This window comes from Mycobacterium europaeum (assembly GCF_002102155.1).
In the GTDB taxonomy this organism is placed as follows: Bacteria; Actinomycetota; Actinomycetes; order Mycobacteriales; family Mycobacteriaceae; genus Mycobacterium; species Mycobacterium europaeum.
On sequence record NZ_LQOU01000003.1, the window covers coordinates 17,799 to 34,746 of the forward strand.

17 protein-coding genes are annotated in these 16,948 nt (G+C 70.0%); 4 read left to right on the forward strand and 13 right to left on the reverse strand.

Annotated features, from left to right (window positions below; translation table 11 throughout):
- The first annotated feature begins 2 nt into the window (after positions 1-2).
- Positions 3-1,499, forward strand: coding sequence for a flavin-containing monooxygenase (locus AWC03_RS01250; RefSeq protein WP_085238718.1), 1,497 nt, complete (start codon positions 3-5; stop codon positions 1,497-1,499).
- Here the strand turns inward: AWC03_RS01250 and metK are convergent.
- From metK to mihF, 5 genes are all read right to left on the reverse strand, one after another.
- Complete coding sequence (gene metK, locus AWC03_RS01255) at positions 1,496-2,707, reverse strand: methionine adenosyltransferase (RefSeq protein ID WP_085238719.1); 1,212 nt, start codon at positions 2,705-2,707, stop codon at positions 1,496-1,498. The two genes, AWC03_RS01250 and metK, sit on opposite strands and share 4 nt — an antisense overlap.
- 97 nt (positions 2,708-2,804) lie before the next feature.
- A complete protein-coding gene (coaBC, locus tag AWC03_RS01260; protein ID WP_085238720.1) occupies positions 2,805-4,058 on the reverse strand; it encodes a bifunctional phosphopantothenoylcysteine decarboxylase/phosphopantothenate--cysteine ligase CoaBC in 1,254 nt (417 codons plus the stop codon).
- Between the two features lie 21 nt (positions 4,059-4,079).
- Entirely contained in the window at positions 4,080-4,406 is a 327-nt protein-coding gene (gene rpoZ / locus AWC03_RS01265) for a DNA-directed RNA polymerase subunit omega (RefSeq protein WP_085238721.1), read from the reverse strand.
- 55 nt (positions 4,407-4,461) lie between these two features.
- On the reverse strand, positions 4,462-5,118 hold the full coding sequence (gene gmk / locus AWC03_RS01270; RefSeq protein WP_090423193.1) for a guanylate kinase: 657 nt from the start codon (positions 5,116-5,118) through the stop codon (positions 4,462-4,464).
- 49 nt (positions 5,119-5,167) lie between these two features.
- Entirely contained in the window at positions 5,168-5,482 is a 315-nt protein-coding gene (gene mihF, locus AWC03_RS01275) for an integration host factor, actinobacterial type (protein WP_007171927.1), read from the reverse strand.
- Between the two features lie 462 nt (positions 5,483-5,944).
- On the opposite strand from mihF, the gene AWC03_RS01280 reads away from it, so the two are divergent.
- The gene (locus AWC03_RS01280) at positions 5,945-6,367 is read left to right on the forward strand and encodes a TOBE domain-containing protein (RefSeq protein WP_085238723.1); all 423 of its coding nucleotides are present in this window, start codon (positions 5,945-5,947) and stop codon (positions 6,365-6,367) included.
- A gap of 113 nt (positions 6,368-6,480) precedes the next feature.
- Here the strand turns inward: AWC03_RS01280 and pyrF are convergent, their stop codons facing one another.
- The 7 genes from pyrF to pyrR are packed head-to-tail and all read right to left on the reverse strand — an operon-like array spanning position 6,481 to position 15,108.
- Positions 6,481-7,308 carry an orotidine-5'-phosphate decarboxylase gene (pyrF, locus tag AWC03_RS01285; RefSeq protein WP_085238724.1) on the reverse strand — a complete coding sequence of 276 codons (828 nt, stop codon included), beginning with the start codon at positions 7,306-7,308 and terminating at the stop codon, positions 6,481-6,483.
- Positions 7,305-10,670, reverse strand: coding sequence for a carbamoyl-phosphate synthase large subunit (gene carB, locus AWC03_RS01290; RefSeq protein ID WP_085238725.1), 3,366 nt, complete (start codon positions 10,668-10,670; stop codon positions 7,305-7,307). The genes pyrF and carB overlap by 4 nt, the downstream gene beginning before the upstream one ends.
- Entirely contained in the window at positions 10,670-11,806 is a 1,137-nt protein-coding gene (carA, locus tag AWC03_RS01295; RefSeq protein ID WP_085238726.1) for a glutamine-hydrolyzing carbamoyl-phosphate synthase small subunit, read from the reverse strand. The genes carB and carA overlap by 1 nt, the downstream gene beginning before the upstream one ends.
- On the reverse strand, positions 11,803-12,303 hold the full coding sequence (locus AWC03_RS01300; RefSeq protein ID WP_085238763.1) for a PH-like domain-containing protein: 501 nt from the start codon (positions 12,301-12,303) through the stop codon (positions 11,803-11,805). The genes carA and AWC03_RS01300 overlap by 4 nt, the downstream gene beginning before the upstream one ends.
- Entirely contained in the window at positions 12,300-13,592 is a 1,293-nt protein-coding gene (locus AWC03_RS01305) for a dihydroorotase (RefSeq protein ID WP_085238727.1), read from the reverse strand. Before AWC03_RS01305 ends, AWC03_RS01300 begins: the two co-directional genes overlap by 4 nt.
- Entirely contained in the window at positions 13,589-14,548 is a 960-nt protein-coding gene (locus tag AWC03_RS01310) for an aspartate carbamoyltransferase catalytic subunit (protein WP_085238728.1), read from the reverse strand. The genes AWC03_RS01305 and AWC03_RS01310 overlap by 4 nt, the downstream gene beginning before the upstream one ends.
- Positions 14,545-15,108, reverse strand: a complete 564-nt coding sequence (gene pyrR, locus AWC03_RS01315; RefSeq protein WP_085238729.1) for a bifunctional pyr operon transcriptional regulator/uracil phosphoribosyltransferase PyrR — start codon at positions 15,106-15,108, stop codon at positions 14,545-14,547. Before pyrR ends, AWC03_RS01310 begins: the two co-directional genes overlap by 4 nt.
- A 211-nt stretch (positions 15,109-15,319) precedes the next feature.
- Between pyrR and AWC03_RS01320 the strand changes: the two genes are divergently transcribed.
- The gene (locus AWC03_RS01320) at positions 15,320-15,958 is read left to right on the forward strand and encodes a class I SAM-dependent methyltransferase (protein ID WP_090423475.1); all 639 of its coding nucleotides are present in this window, start codon (positions 15,320-15,322) and stop codon (positions 15,956-15,958) included.
- On the opposite strand, the gene AWC03_RS01325 is transcribed toward AWC03_RS01320, so the two are convergent.
- The gene (locus AWC03_RS01325) at positions 15,955-16,383 is read right to left on the reverse strand and encodes a cellulose-binding domain-containing protein (protein WP_085238731.1); all 429 of its coding nucleotides are present in this window, start codon (positions 16,381-16,383) and stop codon (positions 15,955-15,957) included. The two genes, AWC03_RS01320 and AWC03_RS01325, sit on opposite strands and share 4 nt — an antisense overlap.
- A 210-nt stretch (positions 16,384-16,593) precedes the next feature.
- Here AWC03_RS01325 and AWC03_RS01330 point away from each other — a divergent pair, with 210 nt between their 5' ends.
- On the forward strand, positions 16,594-16,944 hold the full coding sequence (locus tag AWC03_RS01330) for an STAS domain-containing protein (protein ID WP_085238732.1): 351 nt from the start codon (positions 16,594-16,596) through the stop codon (positions 16,942-16,944).
- Positions 16,945-16,948: the final 4 nt, after the last annotated feature.

The following is a 16,948-nucleotide window of genomic DNA, read 5'->3' on the forward strand; positions in this document are numbered from 1 at the left end:
CGATGGGCAGCACTCCCGATTTCCACACGCTGATCGTGGGCGCCGGCTTCTCCGGGATCGGCGCCGCCATCAAGCTCGACGACGCCGGGCTGTCCGACTATCTCGTCGTCGAGGCGGGCGACGGGGTAGGCGGGACGTGGCACTGGAACACCTATCCCGGTATCGCCGTGGACATCCCGTCGTTCTCCTACCAGTTCTCCTTCGAGCAGAGCCCGGATTGGTCGCGAACGTACGCGCGGGGGCGCGAGCTCAAGGCGTACGCCGAACACTGCGTCGACAAATACGGCCTCCGGTCGCGAATCCGGTTGAACACCAAGGTGCAATCGGCCGAGTTCGACGACGGGCAATGCCTGTGGCGGGTGCAGACCGACCCCGGCGGCACGGTCACCGCCCGGTTCCTGATCAGCGCGTGCGGCGTCCTCACCGTCCCCAACCTGCCCGACATCGACGGGGTGGACACCTTCGGCGGCGTCACGATGCACACCGCGCGCTGGGATCACCGCCAGGACCTGACCGGCAAGCGCGTCGCCATCATCGGCACCGGCGCCTCGGCCGTCCAGGTCATCCCCGAGATCGCCCCGATCGTCGAGCGGCTCACCGTGTTTCAGCGCACCCCGATCTGGTGCTTCCCCAAGCTGGACGTCGCGCTGCCCGCGCCGGCCCGCTGGGCGATGCGGGTGCCCGCCGTCTTGGTCATGCAGCGGCTCCTCAGCCAGGCCTTCGTCGAAGTCACCTTCCCGATCTCCGCGCACTACTTCACGGTGGTGCCGCTGGCCAAACGGATGGAGTCGGCGGGACTGGCGTATCTACGCAAACAGGTGCACGATCCAGCGGTGCGCGACCAGCTCACCCCGCGCTACGCCGTCGGCTGCAAACGCCCGGGTTTTCACAACGAGTACCTGGCCACGTTCAACCGCGACAACGTGCGGCTGGTCACCGAGCCGATCGACAAGATCACGCCCACGGCGGTGGCCACCACCGACGGCGAAGATCACGAGATAGACGTGTTGGTCCTGGCCACCGGGTTCAAAGTGATGGACCCCGACGACGTTCCGACCTTCGCGGTCACCGGAAGCGGCGGCAAGTCGTTGAGCCGGTTCTGGGACGAGCACCGGCTGCAGGCCTACGAGGGGGTTTCGGTCCCGGGATTCCCGAACCTGTTCAACGTGTTCGGCCCGTACGGCTACGTCGGCTCCTCGTATTTCGCGCTCATCGAGACCCAGACCCACCACATCGTGCGGTGCCTGAAGCGCGCCCGGCGCGACGGCGCGACGCGCGTCGAGGTCACCGAAAAAGCCAACGACCGCTACTTCGCCGAGATGATGCGCCGGCGGCACCGGCAGATCTTCTGGCAGGACAGTTGCCGGCTGGCCAACAGCTATTACTTCGACAAGAACGGCGACGTGCCGCTGCGCCCCACCACGACGGTGGAGGCCTACTGGCGCAGCCGGCGCTTCGACCTCGACGACTACCGGTTCACCGGTGCCGGCGCGCGCTAGACGGCGCGCTTGAGGTCGTCGACCTTGTTGAGCTGCTCCCACGGCAGCTCGACGTCGGTGCGGCCGAAGTGGCCGTACGCGGCGGTCTGCGCGTAGATCGGGCGCAACAGGTCCAGGTCGCGGATGATGGCGCCGGGCCGCAGGTCGAAGACCTCGGGCACGATCTTCTCGATCTTGACCGGGTCGACCGTGGCGGTGCCGAACGTCTCGACGAACAGGCCGACGGGCGCGGCCTTGCCGATCGCGTAGGCCACCTGCACCTCGACCCGCTCCGCCAGCCCGGCGGCGACGATGTTCTTGGCCACCCAGCGCATCGCGTACGCGGCTGAGCGGTCCACCTTGGACGGGTCCTTGCCGGAGAAGGCGCCGCCACCGTGGCGCGCCCATCCGCCGTAGGTGTCGACGATGATCTTGCGGCCGGTCAGCCCCGCGTCGCCCATCGGGCCGCCCAGGACGAACTTGCCGGTCGGGTTGAAAAGCAACCGCGTCGACGAGGTGTCCAGGGTGTCGTGCGCGAGGTCGTCGAGCACGGTGTTGACGACCTTTTCCCGCAGGTCGGGGGTCAGGGTCTTCTCCAGGTCGATATCGGCCGCGTGCTGGGTGGAGATCACCACGGTGTCGAGCCGGACCGGGACGTTGTCTTCGTATTCGATGGTGACCTGCGTCTTGCCGTCCGGACGCAGGTACGGCAGCACGCCGTTCTTGCGCACCTCGGTCAGCCGCCGGGACAGGCGGTGGGCCAGCGCGATGGGCAGCGGCATCAGTTCGGGGGTGTCCGCGATCGCGTAGCCGAACATCAGGCCCTGGTCACCGGCGCCCTGCGCGTCCAGCGGGTCCCGCTCCCCTTCGACCCGGGCCTCGTATGCGGTGTCGACGCCCTGGGCGATGTCGGGCGACTGGGCGCCGATGCCGATGTTCACCCCGCACGAGGCCCCGTCGAAGCCCTTGTCGGAGGAGTCGTAGCCGATCTCGAGGATGCGCTCGCGGACGGTGTTGGTGATGTCGGCGAACGCCTCCTTGGCCGTCGTCGTCACCTCGCCGACGACGTGGACCTGGCCGGTGGTGACCAGCGTCTCGACCGCGACACGTGAGCGGGGGTCCTGCGCCAGCAGGGCGTCGAGAACCGAGTCGCTGATCGCGTCACAGATCTTGTCGGGATGTCCCTCAGTCACCGACTCACTGGTAAACAGGCGACCCTTTTCGCTCACAATCTCAACCCTTCCGAATAGTTAGTTAACCGAATTATATCGGCTGGCATGGGGCCGGCCGGCAGCTGGCCTGGCGCCACAGGAAAACTGAACCGTGTTACCCGCCGCCGTGCAGGAACGCGCCGATCGCATCCACGATACGACTGGCCATCAGCGTCTTGGAACCGTGCTGCAGCGCGGACTCGGTGCCGTCCGCGGCGAGCAGCCACCCGTCGTTGTGGTCCACCTCGAAGGCCCTGCCGTCGCCGACGGCGTTGACCACCAACAGGTCGCAGCCCTTGCGGCGCAGCTTTGCGCGGGCGTGGAAGAGCACGTCGCCGTTGGCGTCGCCGGTTTCCGCGGCGAAGCCGACGATGGCCCGCATCTTGGGCAGCTCGCCGTGGGCGCGCGCCCGCACGGCGCCGGCCAGCACGTCGTCGTTGCGCACCAGCTCGATCGTCGGTGGGCCGTCGTCACCCTTCTTGATCTTGGCGGCGGAGACCTGCGCGGGCCGGAAGTCGGCGACGGCGGCGGCCATCACCAGCACGTCGGCCGCGGGGGCATGCTTGGCGACCGCGTCGCCGAGCTGCTCGGCGGAGCTGACGTGGACCACCTCGACGCCGGCGGGATCGATCAGCCCGGCGGTGTGCCCGGCGATCAGCGTGACCTCCGCGCCGCGCTGGGCGGCGACGCGGGCCACCGCATAGCCCTGCTTGCCCGAGCTGCGGTTGCCGATGAAGCGGACGGGGTCGATCGGTTCGCGGGTGCCGCCGGCGGTCACCAGCACCTTGCAGCCGGCGAGGTCGTAGGGAAGCGCGTCGTGGCGTTCGAGCAGCAGCTGCGCCAGCGTGGTGATCTCCTCGGCCTCGGGCAGCCGTCCCGACCCGCTGTCGCTGCCGGTGAGCCGGCCGAACGCGGGTTCGAGCACCACGGCGCCGCGCCGCCGCAGGGTGGCCACGTTGTCGACGGTGGCCGGGTGCAACCACATCTCGGTGTGCATCGCCGGGGCGAACAGCACCGGGCATCGCGCCGTGAGCAGGGTCGCGGTCAGCAGGTCGTCGGCGCGGCCGTGCACCGCGCGGGCCAGCAGGTCCGCGGTGGCCGGCGCCACCACGACCAGGTCGGCCTTCTGTCCGAGCTGAACGTGCGGCACCTCTGGGACGTTCTCGAACACCCCGGTGTGCACCGGCTGGCCGGACAGCGCCTCGAACGTGGCGGCCCCGACGAACCGCAGCGCGGATTCGGTGGGGATGACCCGGACCAGGTGGCCGGCCTCGGAGAGCTGGCGGACGACCGTGCACGCCTTATAGGCGGCGATGCCGCCGGAGACGCCGACGATGACTTTTTTCGCGACGTGATCGCGGTTGTCCACAGCGCGCCCGGCCCCAGCCCGTTACTCGCCCTCGGTGTGCTCGAGCAGGTCGGCGTGGATCTCGCGCAGCGCGATCGACAGCGGCTTCTCCTGCAGCCCCGGCTCGACCAGCGGCCCCACGTATTCGAGGATCCCCTCGCCGAGCTGGTTGTAGTAGTCGTTGATCTGCCGGGCCCGCTTGGCCGCGTAGATGACCAGGGCGTACTTGCTCGACACGCGGTCCAGCAGCTCGTCGATGGGCGGGTTGGTGATGCCCAGCGGGGTGTCGTAGGCGCGTTGTCCGCCCGCCGACGGGTCGAACCGGTCGGGGACGGCGGCCAATGCCGCGTCGGACTGCGGAATAGTCACGTAGGTCGTTCTCCTTGGCGGATTACAGCGGCTGGTACCGCCGGCGATTCGATGCTCAATCTCGATCGGATTTGGTCTGGCCAGGCGGGTCGTGCCGAGCCGGCGCAGTATTCACCAGCAACGATACCAATTCGGCGCACGCGGACTCCAATTGACTGTTGACCACGACCTCGTCGAAGTCATCCCGGGCCGCCATTTCGATGCGCGCGGTCTCCAGGCGGCGCCGCATGGCCTCCGGCGTTTCGGTGCCGCGGCCCACGAGCCTGGCCTCCAGGTCCTGCCAGCTGGGGGGCGCCAGGAACACCGTGATGGCCTCGGGCATCGCCCGCTTGACCGCCCGGGCGCCGGCCAGGTCCACCTCGATGAGGACCGGGATCCCCGCGGCCGTGGCGTTGCGCACCGGCTCGGCCAGGGTGCCCGATCGGTGCAGTCCGCCGTGGATGTCGGCCCACTCCAAGAGCGCGCCGTCGTCGATGAGCTGCTGGAAGCGGGCGGGGGTGACGAAGTGGTAATCGACGCCGTCGACCTCGCCCGGCCGCGGCGACCGCGTCGTGGCCGAGACGGAAAAATGCAGGTCCGGGATCCGCTCGCGCAGGCACCGGACCACCGTCGACTTGCCGACCGCGGAGGGACCGGACAGCACGACCACACGTCCCTTGCCAGGGGCGGGACGTGTCCCGTGCTGGACGTCCGGTCCCCCGCCGGCGCTCACTGGCGCTCCTGGGCCGGTGCGCCCACAGGGCGGGTTGGCCGAGGCCGGGTTAGGAGCCGAACTTTTCCAGCAGGGCCTTGCGCTGCCGATCGCCGAGGCCCCGCAGGCGGCGGGTGGGGGCGATCTCCAGCTCGGTCATGATTTCCTGCGCTTTGACCTTGCCCACCTTGGGCAACGCCTCAAGCAGTGCGGAAACCTTCATCTTGCCCAGGACTTCGTCGGTCTCGGCGTCCTTGAGCACCTGGGTGAGGTTGGTGCCGCCGCGCTTCAGCCGGTCCTTGAGCTCTGCTCGCGCTCGACGTGCGGCAGCCGCCTTCTCCAACGCGGCCGCGCGCTGCTCGTCGGTCAACTGGGGAAGGGCCACGATTCCTCCGTATCTGATCGATCACTGTCAATCGATCGCTTTTGTCTCTGCCGGGTACTTCAGCCAGCGGAGACGACCGTACTCAGGCCTCCTGACGAAATCTAACCCGACCCCCTGGTTAAGGGGACAAACTCCCAGCATGAGCCCGGCGTGTGGCCCGAAAAAGCGGGCCGGCGGGCGTCGCCGGCGGCGGGCGCGCCCGGCGGTGCGACGGCGGCGGCGCGGGCGCCTCGGGCCGCCGCGATGCCGCTCTGACCAGGGGTTTTAGCGTCGCGGACCGCGGCGGGGCCGCCGCCGGGGCGGCTGTCGACGGCGGCGAAGGCGTGCCGAAACTGCTCATGCGGGGAATCACGCATTTTTCGTCGCGCGTCGCGCGTGTCGCGCCGCGCCGTTCAGCGGGGCGATCACGCGTGGATCGCTGGTACGACCGCCGGCTCACACCCGCGGGGTTAGGATTTAGCGGTGTCCAACCTGCGGATCCGTCAGGCCGCTGAACTGCTCGGGGTCAGCGACGACACGGTCCGGCGGTGGATCAACCAGGGGTCGCTGACGGTCGGTCACGACGCGGCCGGCCGCAAGGTCATCGCCAGCGAAGACCTGGCCCGGTTCTCCCGGACCAACGCGCCCACCCCGCCGCCCGACCCGCTGAGCATCGGCAGCTCGGCCCGTAACCGCTTCGTCGGGCTGGTCACGAAGGTCACCAGCGACACGGTTATGAGCCAGGTGGAGATGCAGTGCGGCCCCTTCAGCGTCGTGTCGCTGATGAGCACCGAGGCCGCCGAGGAGTTGCAGCTGCGGCCCGGCACGGTCGCCGTCGCGGTCGTCAAGGCCACCACGGTGATCGTGGAGACCGCCCGGCCCAGCACCGCCCTCACGTCCGACTAGCCGAGCCGTCCCGCGGGTTCGCTGGCGGCTATGCGTGTGCGCCGACGGCGGAAGTGCGGCCGTATTCGCGCCCCCGGCTCACACTGAAAGCCGAGGGTTCACCCGCGACGCGCCTACGGCGCGGCCAGGTAGGCGACGGCGTCCCGCATCCGCTCGCCGGCCGCCCGCAGCTCGGCCACCCCCGGCCCGGCGCGCAGCACCTCGCGGGCCACCGCGGGCAGCAGCTGGCCGGGATCCGCCCCACCCAGCCCGGCGAGAGTCTCGGGCCGTCCCCCCTGCACCCCCAGGCCCGGCACCAGCACCGGTCCGCCCAGCGCGCTCAGGTTGGGGGCCTGCAGGACGGTCGCGCCCACGACCACGCCGACGTAGCCGGGACCGGTCGGCGTGGCGGACTTGTTCACCACCGCCGCCTGGTCGACGACCAGCTGGGCCACCGTGCGGCCGTCGAACACGGCGCGCTGCACGGTCGCGCCCTCGGGGTTGGAGGTGGCGGCCAGCACGAACACGCCGCGATTGTGCGCGGCGGCGGCCTCCAGCAGCGGTCGCAGCGAACCGAACCCGAGGTACGGCGAGGCGGTCACGGCGTCGGCGGCCAGCGGCGAGTCACCCGCCCAGGCGGCGGCGTAGGCCGCCATCGTCGTGCCGATGTCGCCGCGCTTGGCGTCGGCCAGCACCAGGACCCCGACCGAGCGCAGCGCCGCGATGGTGCGTTCCAGCACGGCGAACCCGGCGGCGCCATAGGGCTCGAAGAACGCCACCTGGGGCTTGACGACGGCGAACCCGGAGAAGGCCTCGACGCAGATGTCGCAGAACGCGGCCAGCCCCTCGGCGCTGACCGGCAGATCCCAGGCGCGCAGCAGCTCGGGGTGCGGGTCGATGCCCACACACAGCGGACCGCGTCGCCCCTTGGCCTCGGCCAGCCGGACGCCGAAGCCCGTCACCGGGCGCCTTCGCCGGGCGTGGCACCCTGTCCCATCAGGCTGTGCAGCTCTTGCAGGGACCGGACGCCGATGTCGCCGCGGATGCCCGCCTCGATGCCCTGGATGGCGGCGGACGCGCCCTGCACGGTCGTGACGCAGGGAATGTTGACCGACACTGCGGCCGAACGGATCTCGTAGCCGTCGATGCGCGGGCCGGAGTTGCCGTAGGGCGTGTTGATCACCATGTCCACCTCACCGGCCTTGATCGCGTCGACGGCGGACACGGCCGGGCGGCCCGGCTGCGGCGGCTCGAAGTGTTTGCGGACCTCGTCGCAGGGAATCCCGTTGCGGCGCAACGTCTCCGCGGTACCCTCGGTGGCCAGCACGCGGAAGCCCAGGTCGGCCAGGCGCTTGACGGGGAACACCAGCGACCGCTTGTCCCGGTTGGCGACCGAGACGAATACCGTGCCCTGCGCCGGCAGCGACCCGTAGGCCGCGGTCTGGCTCTTGGCGAACGCGGTGCCGAAGTCGCGGTCGATGCCCATCACCTCGCCGGTCGACTTCATCTCCGGGCCCAGCAGCGAATCGATCGCGGCCCCGTCGGCGCGGCGGAAGCGGTGGAACGGCAACACGGCCTCCTTGACCGCGATCGGGGCGTTCTGGGCCGCGTGGGCGCCATCCCCGGTGGCCGCCAGCATTCCCTCGTCACGGAGCTGGGCAATGTTGGCGCCCAACATGATCCGGGCGCACGCCTTGGCGAGCGGAACCGCGGTGGCTTTGGAGACGAACGGCACTGTGCGGCTGGCCCTCGGGTTGGCCTCGAGGACGTAGAGCACGTCGTCCTTCAGCGCGTACTGCACGTTGAGCAGGCCGATCACGCCGATGCCGTGTGCGATCGCCTCGGTCGCGCGGCGCACCTTCTCGATGTCGCTGCGACCCAGCGTGACCGGCGGCAGCGCGCACGCCGAGTCGCCGGAGTGGATGCCGGCCTCCTCGATGTGCTCCATGATGCCGCCGATGTAGACCTCGGTGCCGTCGCACAGCGCGTCCACGTCGATCTCCACCGCGTCCTCGAGGAAGCGGTCCACCAGCACCGGGTGCTCGGGCGAGAGCTCGGTGGCGCGGGTGATGTAGCCCTCCAGCGTCTCCTCGTCGTAGACGATCTCCATCCCGCGCCCGCCCAGCACGTACGACGGCCGCACCAGCACCGGGTAGCCGATGTCCTCGGCGATCCGGCGGGCCTGCGCGAAAGTGGTTGCCATGCCGTATTTCGGTGCCGGCAACCCGGCGCCGGTCAGCAGGTCACCGAACGCGCCGCGGTCCTCGGCCAGATCGATCGCCTCCGGCGGGGTGCCCACGATCGGGACCCCCGCGTCGGACAGGCGCTGCGCCAGCCCGAGCGGCGTCTGCCCGCCCAGCTGCACGATGACGCCGACCACCCCGGGCCCGTCCCCCGCCGACTGCTGTTCGGCGTGGAACACCTCCAGGACGTCTTCGAACGTCAGCGGCTCGAAGTACAGCCGGTCGGCGGTGTCGTAGTCGGTGGACACCGTCTCGGGGTTGCAGTTGATCATCACGGTCTCAAAGCCGGCCTGGCTCAATGTCGTTGCGGCGTGCACACAGCTGTAGTCGAACTCGATGCCCTGCCCGATGCGGTTCGGCCCCGACCCGAGGATCAACACCTTGGGCCGCTCGGCCTGCGGGGCCACCTCCGTCTCGGCCGCCGGGTCGAGCTCGTAGCTGCTGTAGTGGTAAGGCGTCTTGGCCTCGAACTCGGCCGCGCAGGTGTCCACCGTCTTGTACACCGGGTGGATGCCGAGGCGCTCGCGCAGCGAGCGCACCCCGTTCTCCCCCGCCAATTCGGGCCGCAGCGCGGCGATCTGGCGATCCGACAGCCCGCTGTGCTTGGCCCGCCGCAGCAGGTCGGTGTCCAGCACCGGGGCGTCGACCAACTCGGCGCGCAGCGTGCCCAGCTCGCCGATCTGGGCGACGAACCACGGGTCGACGCCGCTGGCCTCGGCGACCTGCTCGACCGAGGCGCCCAGCCGCAGCGCCAGTTCGATGTCGTAGAGCCTGCCCTCGGTCGGGGTGCGCAGCCGGTCCAGCACCTCGTCGGCGTCCCCGTCCGGGTCCGGCTTGGTCCAGAAGCCTGCGCGGGTGGTCTCCAACGACCGCATCACCTTGCCGAGTGCCTCGATGAAGTTGCGGCCCAACGACATCGCCTCGCCGACGGACTTCATCGTGGTGGTCAGGGTGGGGTCGGCGCCGGGGAACTTCTCGAACGCGAACCGCGGCGCCTTGACCACGACGTAGTCGAGGGTGGGTTCGAAGCAGGCCGGCGTTTCCTTGGTGATGTCGTTGACGATCTCGTCGAGGCTGTACCCGATGGCCAGCTTGGCGGCGATCTTGGCGATCGGGAAGCCGGTGGCCTTGGAGGCCAGCGCGCTGGACCTCGACACCCGGGGGTTCATCTCGATGACGATGAGCCGGCCGTCGACCGGGTTGATCGCGAACTGGATGTTGCAGCCGCCGGTGTCCACCCCGACCTCGCGCAGGATCGCGATGCCCAGGTCGCGCATCCGCTGGTATTCCCGGTCGGTCAGCGTCATGGCCGGAGCGACGGTGACCGAGTCGCCGGTGTGCACGCCCATCGGGTCGACGTTCTCGATCGAGCACACCACGACCACGTTGTCGTTGCCGTCGCGCATCAGCTCGAGCTCGAATTCCTTCCAGCCATAGATCGATTCCTCGATCAGCACGTTGGCGCTGGGACTTTCGGCCAGGCCGGCGCCGGCCATCCGGTCGACCTCCTCGACGGATCGCGCCATGCCCGACCCCAGCCCGCCCATCGTGAAGCTGGGCCGCACCACCACCGGGAGCCCGAGTTCCTCGACCGTCTCGCGAACCTCTTCCATGGTGAAACACACCCGGCTGCGCGCGGATTCGCCGCCGACCTTGGCGACGATGTCCTTGAACATCTGCCGGTCCTCGCCGCGCTGGATGGCGTCGATGTCCGCCCCGATCAGCTCGACACCGTGGCGTTCCAGCGCCCCGTTCTCGTGCAGCGCGACCGCGGTGTTGAGCGCGGTCTGTCCGCCCAGCGTGGCCAGTAGCGCGTCGATCTTGTTGCCGCGCTCGGCCTGCTGGGCGATCACCCGCTCGACGAAGGCCGGGGTGATGGGTTCGACGTAGGTGTGGTCGGCGTACTCCGGGTCGGTCATGATGGTGGCCGGGTTGGAGTTGATCAGGCTGACCTGCAGGCCCTCCGCCCGCAGCACCCGGCAGGCCTGGGTGCCGGAGTAGTCGAATTCGGCCGCCTGGCCGATGACGATCGGTCCCGAGCCGATCACCAGCACGTGCTTGAGGTCACTGCGCCGCGGCACTAGCGCCCCCTTTCGCTTAGTTGGGCGGCCATCAGCTCGATGAATTGGTCGAACAGGTATTCCGCGTCGTGCGGGCCGGCGGCGGCCTCCGGGTGGTACTGCACCGAGAACGCCCGCCCGTCGGCGAGTTTGACGCCCTCGACCACCCCGTCGTTGGCGCAGGTGTGGCTGACGACGGCCGGCCCGAACGGTGTGTCGAAGGATTGGCCCGCCTCGCCTTCCAGCGCGAAGCCGTGGTTCTGCGCGGTCACCGCCACCCGCCCGGTGGCGTGGTCCATGACGGGGATGTTGATCCCGCGGTGGCCGAAGACCATCTTGTAGGTGGACAGCCCCAATGCGCGGCCCAGGATCTGGTTGCCGAAACAGATGCCGAACAACGGGATTCCGGCGCCCAGCACCTCGCGGGTGAGCGCGACGACGTCGTCGGCGGTGGCGGGGTCACCGGGGCCGTTGGACAGGAACACGCCGTCGGGTGCGATGTCGGTGATCTGGTCGAAGCTCGTCGACGACGGGAGCACATGGCTGCGGACGCCCCGGCGGGCGAAGTTGCGCGGGGTGTTGGTCTTGATGCCCAGGTCCAGCGCAACCACGGTAAACCGTTGTTGGCCTTCGGCTTCCACGATGTAGGGCTCCGGGGTGCTGACCTCGCCTGCGAGGTCGGCACCCAGCATCGACTGCTGCCCCCGAACCCGCTCCACCAGCTCGGCCGGCTCGGCGAGCGCCTCGCCGGAGAAGACCCCGGCCTTCATCGAGCCGCGGGTGCGCAGGTGGCGCACCACCGCCCGGGTGTCGATGCCGGCGATCCCGACGATGTGCTGGCGCACCAGTTCGTCCTCCAGCGTGCCGGTGGCGCGCCAGTTCGACGCCCGCGGCGACGGGTCACGCACCGCGTAACCGGCGACCCAGATCTTGTCGCCGCGGCTTTCGGCGTCCTCGGTGTTCCAGCCGGTGTTGCCGATCTGCGGCGCGGTGGCCACCACGATCTGCCGGTGATAACTGGGGTCGGTCAGCGTCTCCTGGTAGCCGGACATGCCGGTGGAAAACACGGCCTCACCGAGGGTTTGGCCGATCTGGCCGAACGGCGTGCCGGTGAAGACCCGCCCGTCCTCGAGTACCAGTAGGGCCTTGTCGGTCACGCTGCTTCCTCTTTCAGCCACTCGGTGTAGTCATCACGGTGGTTGGCCCGGAAGCCGGTGTCGATCTCGACTCCCGACGGCAGCCGCCACCGAATCGCCAGAATCCCGATCCGGGCCGCGGGCCGGCCTCCCATGCCGCGCTCCATGCGGATGTGAATGATCGAATCGCGTGGAATCCAAAGCGGTTGGGCGCGTAGGCGTTCCACCATGATTCCGCTCGCATAGCGGGTCAGCACCGCTTTGCTGCGGTAACCCAGATCGCCGACGGCGATCCGCTCGCTCCAGCCCGGGGCCATCATCGAACCGCAATAGTGGCCTTGGGTGGTGGTCGTCGCCGCGCCCACCTGGTCGGGCGCGTCGGGCAGCCGGCCGATCAGTTCGGACTGCCGTTGCGAGCGCCGCCGCCAGCTGCGCATCATCAGCTGGATCACCACCGCGATCACCACCACCAGCACGGCCGCGAAGATGAGCGACCCCACCAGCGTGCCGGAATTCATGCCGGGCACTTCCCGTCTCGAGCGGTGACCTTCCCGCGCAGCAGGGTGGCCGTCACGGTGGCGGGCAGCGCCATCGACTCGAAGGGCGTGTTGGCCGACCGGCTGGCCAGCTCGGACCCGGCGACGGTCCAGGCGGCGTCGGGGTCCACCACCGTCAGGTTGGCCGGCTCACCCACCTCCAGCGGGCGGCCCTGGTCGGGCAGCCCGACGATGCGCGCCGGGTTTTCGCTCATCACGCGGGCGACGCCCCGCCACGTCAGCAGCCCGGGCTCCACCATGGTCCGCACCACCACCGACAGTGCGGTCTGCAGGCCCAGCATGCCGGGACGCGCCGCGGCGAACTCCACGCACTTCTCGTGCTCGGCGTGCGGGGCGTGGTCGGTGGCCACACAGTCGATCACGCCGTCGGCCAGGGCCTGGCGCAACGCGACCGCGTCGGCGGCCTCGCGCAGCGGCGGGTTGACGCGATTGCGGCCGTCGTAGCCGGCGAGCCTGCTGTCGTCGAGCAGCAGGTGGTGCGGGGTGACCTCGGCGGTGATCGAGATCCCTTGTCCCTTAGCCCATTTCAACAGCTCGACGGTGCCCGCGGTGGAGGCGTGGCAGATGTGGACGCGGGCGCCCGCATCGCGGGCCAGCAGCGCGTCCCGCGCGACGATCGACTCCTCGGCGGCCCGCGGCCATCCCGCGAGGCCGAGCCGGGCGGCGGCGGGTCCCTCGTGGGCGACCGCGCCGACGGTCAGCCGTGGTTCCTCGGCGTGCTGGGCGATCAGCACCCCCAGGCCCGTGGCGTATTCGAGCGCGCGGCGCATCACCAGCGGGTCGTGCACGCAGCTGCCGTCGTCGGAGAACATCCGGACCTGCGCGGCGCCGGCCGCCATCATGCCCATCTCGGTGAGCTCGGTACCGGCCAACCCGACGGTGACGGCGCCGACGGGGTGGACGTCGACCAGGCCGACCTGCTGGCCGCGGTGCCAGACGTGGTCGGTGACCACCGGGCTGTCGGCGACCGGGTTGGTGTTGGCCATCGCGAACACGGCGGTGTACCCGCCCAACGCCGCTGCGGCCGAGCCGGTTTCGATGTCCTCGGCGTATTCGCGGCCGGGCTCGCGCAGGTGGGTGTGCAGGTCGACGAAGCCGGGCAGCAGCACCTGCCCGGTGGCGTCGATGACCTCGGCCGTGTCGGGAATCGCGATCGTGGGCCCGATGCCGGCGATCTGGCCGTCATCGACCAGCACGTCGACCCGGTCGCCCTCGCCGTACAACCGGACCCCGCGGATCAGCACGCTCACGCCGCCCCCTCTTTCCCGGCGGATTCCGCGCCCACCAGCACGTGGAACAGCACCGCCATCCGCACGTGCACACCGTTGGCAACCTGTTGCAGCACAGCCGATTGCGACGAGTCGGCCACCGACGACGCGATCTCCATGCCGCGCAGCATCGGACCGGGGTGCAGCACCACGGCGTGGCCGGGCAGCATGGCCTGGCGGCGATCGGAAAGCCCGAAGCGGGAGGAGTATTCGCGCACCGACGGGAAGAAACCGCCGTTCATCCGCTCGGCCTGCACCCGCAGCATCAGCACCGCGTCGGCGGCGGGCAGCTCGGCGTCGAAGTCGCCGGAGACGGTGACCGGCCAGCCGTCGACCCCGGCGGGCAACAGCGTCGGGGGCGCGACCAGCACCACCTCCGCGCCCAGGGTGTTCAGCAGCATGACATTGGAGCGGGCGACCCGGCTGTGCAGGATGTCGCCGACGATCACGACGCGCCGGCCCTCGATCCCGCCGAGGCGCTGGCGGATGGTCAGGGCGTCCAGCAGCGCCTGCGTCGGGTGCTCGTGCGTGCCGTCGCCGGCGTTGATCACCGAGGGGCCGGAATCGTTGTCGGCGCACGTCCAGTCGGCCAACAGATGGGCCGCGCCGGAGGCCGGATGCCGGATGATCAGCGCGTCGGCGCCGGCCGCGCGCAGCGTCAACGCGGTGTCGCGCAGCGATTCGCCCTTGCCCACCGAGGATCCGGCGGCGCTGACGTTGATCACGTCGGCGCTCATCCACTTGCCGGCCACCTCGAACGACACCCGGGTGCGGGTGGAGTTCTCGTAGAACATCGTGATCACGGTGCGCCCGCGCAGGGTCGGCAGCTTCTTGACCTCGCGGCCCACCAGCGCCTCGGCGAACCGGTCCGCGTCGTCGAGGATGGCGGTGGCCTCGTCGCGGCTGAGATCGCCGGCGGCCAGCAGGTGACGCGTCATCGCGAGATCACCACCGCGTCGCGCCCGTCCTGCTCGCTCAGCAGCACGTGCACGCTCTCGGTGCGGGAGGTGGGCACGTTCTTGCCGACGTAGTCGGCGCGCAGCGGCAGTTCGCGGTGGCCGCGGTCGACCAGCACCGCCAACTGCACCACCCGCGGGCGGCCCACGTCGCGCAGGGCGTCCAGCGCCGAGCGGACCGAACGCCCGGAATACAGCACGTCGTCGATGAGGATCACCAGCGCGTCGTCGATGCCGCCGGCCGGGATCGAGGTGACCTCCAGCGGTCGCGGCGGCTTCTGCATCAGGTCGTCGCGATACAGGGTGATGTCGAGGGCGCCGTGTCCGACGTCGACTCCGCTGTATTCGGCGATGTTGGTGGCCAGCCGCTCGGCGAGGATCACGCCGCGGGTCGGGATGCCCAGCAGCACCACCCGCGGCGCGTCGGGGCCGTCCAGCGCGGTCTTTTCGATGATCTGATGCGCGATACGGGAAATGGTGCGACTCACGTCGGCCGCCGACATCAACTCGCGGCCGGTGCCGGTGTCACCCGTTGCACCCATGCGAAACCCTGACCTCCTTCTCCGCCTCGCCGGACGGATCGTTAAAGGATGTCGACTGCCCGGCAGCGTAGCACTTCTTCGCCGGAGGGCGGCGCGAGGCACGACCGCCACCGCGCGGGATCACCCGGCGCGCCACACGCGTCCCACGCGTCCCGGCTTGGGCGGACGCGGCACTACCCTGGCGGACATGACCGGCTCAGGCTTCTCCGGACTGCAGCGAATGGACTTCGACGCGCTCTACCGCGGCGAGAGCCCCGGCGAAGGCATCCCGCCGATGACGACACCGCCGTGGGACACCAAGGCGCCCAAGGACAATGTCATCGCGTGGCATGGCGGGGGCTGGGTCCACGGTGACGTCCTCGACATCGGCTGCGGGCTCGGCGACAACGCCATCTACCTGGCGCAGAACGGGTTCGAGGTGACCGGCCTGGACATCTCCCCCACCGCGCTGATCACCGCCGGGCGCCGGGCCGCCGACGCCGGCGTGGACATCACGTTCGCGGTCGCCGACTCCACCGAGCTGGCGGGCTACACCGGCGCGTTCGACACCGTCATCGACAGCGGCATGTTCCACTGCCTCGACGACGAGGGCAAGCGCAGCTACGCCGCCGCGGTGCACCGCGCGACCAGGCCGGGCGCCACGCTGTTGATCAGCTGCTTCTCCGACGCGAACGCCACCGACGAGCGCTGGCCCCGGCCCGCGGTCTCCGAGCAGACGCTGCGCGACGTCCTGGGCGGCACGGGGTGGGACATCGAGGCACTGGAGCCCGCCACGATGCGCCGGGAGGTGGACGGCGCACAGGTCGAGATGGCGTTCTGGTACGTCCGCGCCCAGCGCGGTCGCCGCTAGGCGCAGCGATACTGCCCGTTGAGCACGCAATTCGACGGTGGCGAATAGGTACCGCTCAGCACGCCCCGGAAGCCACCCGTGGCCGAACCCCCGGGCGCGATGACGCGGTTCCAATTCGCCGGGGTGACCACAAAGTGCGTGCCGGATTGGGTGACGGTGCTGTTCCAGCTGTGCACGACGGACTGTCCGGCCGGCATGTCGAATTCGAGCTTCCAATCGGGTAGCGGCACCATGTTCGGGTTGGTGACGGTGAAGCGGGCGATGAAGCCGGTCTGCCAGGTATGTTCGACCGTCAACGTCGCCGTGGCCGCGGCCGCATGAGCCGCGGGGGCGACCGCCAGCCCGACGAGGGCAACCGCCGACGCCGAGGCCGCTACGTGAAGCGCTGTGTGCCAGCGCTTCACGTGATTCTTCAGTCCAGCCATAGCAGCCAACACTAGAACCGGACCGGGGATGTCGGCCCGCGCCCCGCGGGTAAGCTGCCGTACCTTTGCCCAACCGAAACCGTCATGAAATTTCGGCCCCGGTGCACCGATCCCCACGTCGCGGGCCCCTGACTCCGCCGGCCGCCGCGACCGGCGGGTGACGGGCCGGTTAACCGGCCGTGTTGAGAAGGCGATACGGTTCGGATCGTCATGAGCGAGGAGTTTTGGGTCAACCGCCGCGACGCCGGTGAGGCGGTGATCCTGGAGGTCAGCGGCGTCGTGGACATCATCACCGCGCCCTCGCTCGCCACGCACATCGACGTCGCCCTGTCCGGTACGCCGGCCGTGCTCGTCATCGACCTCACCGAGGTGGATTTCCTGTCCTCGGCGGGCATCACCGTGCTGGTCGAGGTGCATCGCCTGACCCAGGACAGCCCGACGTCGCTGCGGGTGGCCGCCGACGGCTCGGCCACCAGCCGGCCGCTGCACATCGTGGGCCTCGACGAGGTCATCGACCTCTATCCCACGGTGAACCAGGCGCTGGAGGGGCGAGAGTCCTAGTGTG